This is a genomic window from Cribrihabitans pelagius (assembly GCF_048820915.1).
GTDB classification, from domain to species: domain Bacteria; phylum Pseudomonadota; class Alphaproteobacteria; order Rhodobacterales; family Rhodobacteraceae; genus Cribrihabitans_A; species Cribrihabitans_A pelagius.
Genome location: NZ_JBMERR010000055.1, coordinates 1 through 3,627 on the forward strand (window position 1 = coordinate 1; position 3,627 = coordinate 3,627).

Sequence of the window (3,627 nt, forward strand, 5' to 3'; positions counted from 1 at the left end):
CCCAGACCGGAACATTTGTGCCTGCGGTCTTTAGTTCGCCTTGGCGTACGCGGACCGTGTCCCAGAGCTCCTGATCGACGATCCGCAGATGGGGGACTTCTGTGATTGTCCACTCGCTTTCCGGGTTAAGGCGCGAGATGCGCTTGCCGGTCTGCGGATCCTTCACGTAGCACAGCCGGTTCCAGACCTGCCGGCCGATATAGAGTTCGTTGTTCAGGATGCCGGTGCCGCGCTGGCGGTTGCCGTGAAGAGTGGAAGCGCCCCAGTGGCGGCCGGACGGCGCAGGCACGCCTTCTGTGTTGAGGGCCTCCGCTATCTTCTTCGGGGACAGGCCGCGGGCATAGTCTTCGAAGATCCGGCGAACGACATCTGCCTCTTCCGGATGGATCTCCCGCTCGCCGCGGATCACCTCGCCGCTGGGCGTAAGCTGCGGCTTCATGCGGTAGCCGTAAGCCTTGCCGCCTGCGGATTTGCCCTCCAGCGCGCGGCCCTTGAGACCACGGTGGGTCTACATCGCGATATCCTTGAGCTGCAGCGCATTCATCGTGCCCTTCAGCCCGATATGGATCTCCGAAATCAGCCCTTCCGCGAGGGTCTCGATCGGGAGGCCGTTGAAACAGAATTCCTGGTAGATGTAGGCGATGTCGGCCTGGTTGCGGCTCAGCCGGTCGAGAGCTTCCGACACCAGCACATCGAATGTACCGCCGCGCGCATCGCGCAGCAGCGCCTGCATGCCGCTGCGCATCAGGCTGGCACCCGAGGTGGCGCGGTCGGAATAGGTGACAACGACTTCCAGCCCCTGGTCTTTGGCGTAGTCCGTGCAGCTGCGGATCTGGTCTTCGACAGAGGCGTCGCGCTGCAGGTCGCTTGAATACCGGGCGTAGATGGCTGCTCTGAGCTTGGGCTGGGACATGGCGGTTCTCCGGTGGTTTGATGTTAACCGGGAGTTTTGCCGTCCCGGTGATCGGCGCGGGCTGCCTCGCGGGCCAGGGCGCGCAGGAGTTCGTGCAGTGACGCGCGGGTACTGGGGTCCTGACGGCAGGAGCCGTTTTGCGGGCGGCCGGGTGTTTCCGGCGCCGGCTGGCATTCGGCATGTCTCTTCCGGTCCCGTGCCATAGGCCGAAGTCTCCTGTTTCCGGTGGGCGGTGACCGCTCGCGTGTGCTGATGGAGACAGTTTACTGCGCCGGACTGGATTGGAGCGACCCGGGTTGTAACCCTGCGGAGACGGGAATTGTGGATAAGGGCCTCGAAATACGGAACTTTCCCTCTGCAGAGGGAGCTGGGAAGGGGGCCGGGCATAGACCGCCCCGGCGGGGCTTTGGGAAGAAATACTTCCACGAAGGAAAGGTCCGGATTTTGCACCAATCGGAGCCTGAGCCACTGGAGTTTGCGCAAATGAATTGCGCAAATCCGGCGGTCAGGCCGCTTGTTTGGCGGGCGTTAGCTTGCATGTGAATGCAGGAGAACGGTGCATCTACCGGTCCAGAAACTGTTCCGGGTCCCCCTGCTGCGGCACGTCGGCCAGCCAGGATCGAACCGCTTCAGCATCGAACTCTCGCTCATTTACCAGGGCCTGGGCCATATCCCGCAGCAATTGTTTATAGGGGGACAGCATCGCACGGGCGTGGTCTTCAGCATAGTCGAGACGCTCCCGGATGCGTTTACGCTCTCCCGCTGTCAAACGGGCCGGATCTGGCGGCCCAAGCCAAGCGTTGCCGTGGATGCCGAGGCCAAGCTCATAATCCATTGCCAGACAGAGCTGCGCGGCCTGAGCCAGATCGGAGGCCGCGCTTCCGCCAGCTCCGGCTGAGACGTTGCCGAGCAAGAGGCGTTCCGCAGCGCGGCCGGCCAAATGGATGTACATCTGGCGGTCGAAGTCTGTATCCAGACCCGCATTCCGGGGCACATCGCGTTCGACAGTTCCGCCGGCAGGAGACAGGCGGATCCGCCGAACCTGCTCACCGAAGATCCACGAAGTAATTGCGTGGCCGCTCTCATGCACAGCAATGCGGTACCAAGGGCCGTGGTTCTCCTCCTGCTTCATGACCGCAAGATGGCGTTGCAGAAGCTGCAAATCGAGCGGGCAGCCAGTGTGCCGGGTCTCGCTGCGGGCGGTCCGGACCGCCGCGTCGATATCGGCGGCGGTCTTGCCGATGCAATCCCGCGCCAGCTGCTGCAGTGCATCTTCAGGGAATGCGTTCTGAAGCCGCTCAGCTAGGAGATGCTGCAGCATAGCCTTGCTTGGCAGCGGCATTTCGATCTAGATGTCAAACCGCCCTGCTCTCAGCACCGCGGAATCGATACGTTCGGGGTAGTTGCAGGCGCCAACGACCACCACGCCTTCCTCCCGGCTGATCCGGTCCATCTGCTCCAGTAAGCCGGCGATCACTTGCTGCCTGTAGCTTGCGCCGTGCCTGTCGCCACTGCTGCGGGAGCCGATTGCATCGATCTCGTCCAAGAAAAGAATGCAAGGCACTTGCCTCAGGGCTTCATCGAAGCTCTTGCGCATAGCGTGCAGTAGGTTGCCAAGATGCCCCGCGCTTTGCCATTCGGCGCAACTGGTCTCGACGCAATTCACCTGGGCGCTCCGGCCCATCGCGCGGGCGAGGTGGCTTTTGCCTGTCCCAGGTACGCCGTGCAACAGCAATGAGTGGGGGATCTCGTTCCAGGCAGTGCCGCCTTCGCTCCAGAGCCGCAAGTCCGCGACGAGGCAACGGGCGGTGTCATAGGCCGGGCCGATGCCAGTGATCTCCGCTGGTTCCTCTTGTGCCCTCTTGGTGGGGGCGGCCTCCGGGGCCGCGAGGCTTTGAGCCAGACGTTGCGCGACCTGAACTGCGGTCGGTGCCCGGAGCGCAAAAGCAAGCGTGGTGGCGGGCAGTTCCCGCAGGTGCTGTGCCGGCGGCAGTGCGGCGCGGGTGGCAGCTTCGTCGATCCGTCCGGTACGGGAGTGGCTGGCGCGCAGGAACGCGGTCAGCAAATCCGTTTCCGGCGCGGGCAAGCACAGTTCAGTGCAATACTCTGCGAGAAGCGGTTCCGGGAGGTCCGCCTCGTTTGGCAGGACCACCCACAATGGCTGACCTAGCATGAGGCCTGCGCTGACTAGGTCTTGCAACTCTTCAAGGTGGCGCGGAGCGGGCTCCGCGCCATGCGCGCGCGGCTGCACTAGTGCCACGCGATTTTGCTGCCTCACCATGCGCCGGGGATCGGTGTTGCTCCAACCCTCCGGCAGGATGGCTTGGGTGAGCACGCGCCCGAGGATCTCATAATCAGCCGGAGCGATCCCGCGCAAGATGGTGACGGCTCCGTGCTGAAGCTGGGCTTCGACGGCTTCTGGGTTCCCGAAACCTGCAGCCAGCCGGAGCGCAAGCAGCAAGTGCCGCGCGGGGATGTGTGTATCGGGGATGTTCCGGCCGCTTTCATCGCAGGCAAATGGATCAGCGTCTTCAGCTGCCAGCGTCTCCCAAAAATCAGGTGGCAAATGCTGGACCATCGGATGATCACTAGGGTCAGGACTCATAGCCAGTAAATGACGAGTGCGGCGAGGGCGATGGCTGAGAGGAAGACCTTCGGGCATCTGTCGTATCGGGTCGCCACACGCCGCCAACCCTTCAGCCTGCCGAACATGA

Annotated in this window: 4 protein-coding genes and 1 pseudogene; all 5 read right to left on the minus strand. The window is 63.2% G+C overall.

Annotation, left to right across the window (positions count from 1 at the left end):
• Positions 1 to 439 (minus strand): recombinase family protein (locus tag ACOHX0_RS21765; protein WP_420679341.1); only part of this gene is annotated, 439 nt, incomplete at its 3' end.
• 69 nt (positions 440 to 508) lie between these two features.
• Entirely contained in the window at positions 509 to 913 is a 405-nt protein-coding gene (locus tag ACOHX0_RS21770) for a recombinase family protein (RefSeq protein ID WP_420679343.1), read from the minus strand.
• Between the two features lie 562 nt (positions 914 to 1,475).
• The gene (locus ACOHX0_RS21775) at positions 1,476 to 2,234 is read right to left on the minus strand and encodes an ATP-dependent metallopeptidase FtsH/Yme1/Tma family protein (RefSeq protein ID WP_420679344.1); all 759 of its coding nucleotides are present in this window, start codon (positions 2,232 to 2,234) and stop codon (positions 1,476 to 1,478) included.
• A 27-nt stretch (positions 2,235 to 2,261) separates the two neighbouring features.
• The gene (locus ACOHX0_RS21780) at positions 2,262 to 3,491 is read right to left on the minus strand and encodes an ATP-binding protein (protein WP_420679346.1); all 1,230 of its coding nucleotides are present in this window, start codon (positions 3,489 to 3,491) and stop codon (positions 2,262 to 2,264) included.
• 23 nt (positions 3,492 to 3,514) lie between these two features.
• Positions 3,515 to 3,627, minus strand: a pseudogene (locus ACOHX0_RS21785) (IS5/IS1182 family transposase); the annotation flags it as partial.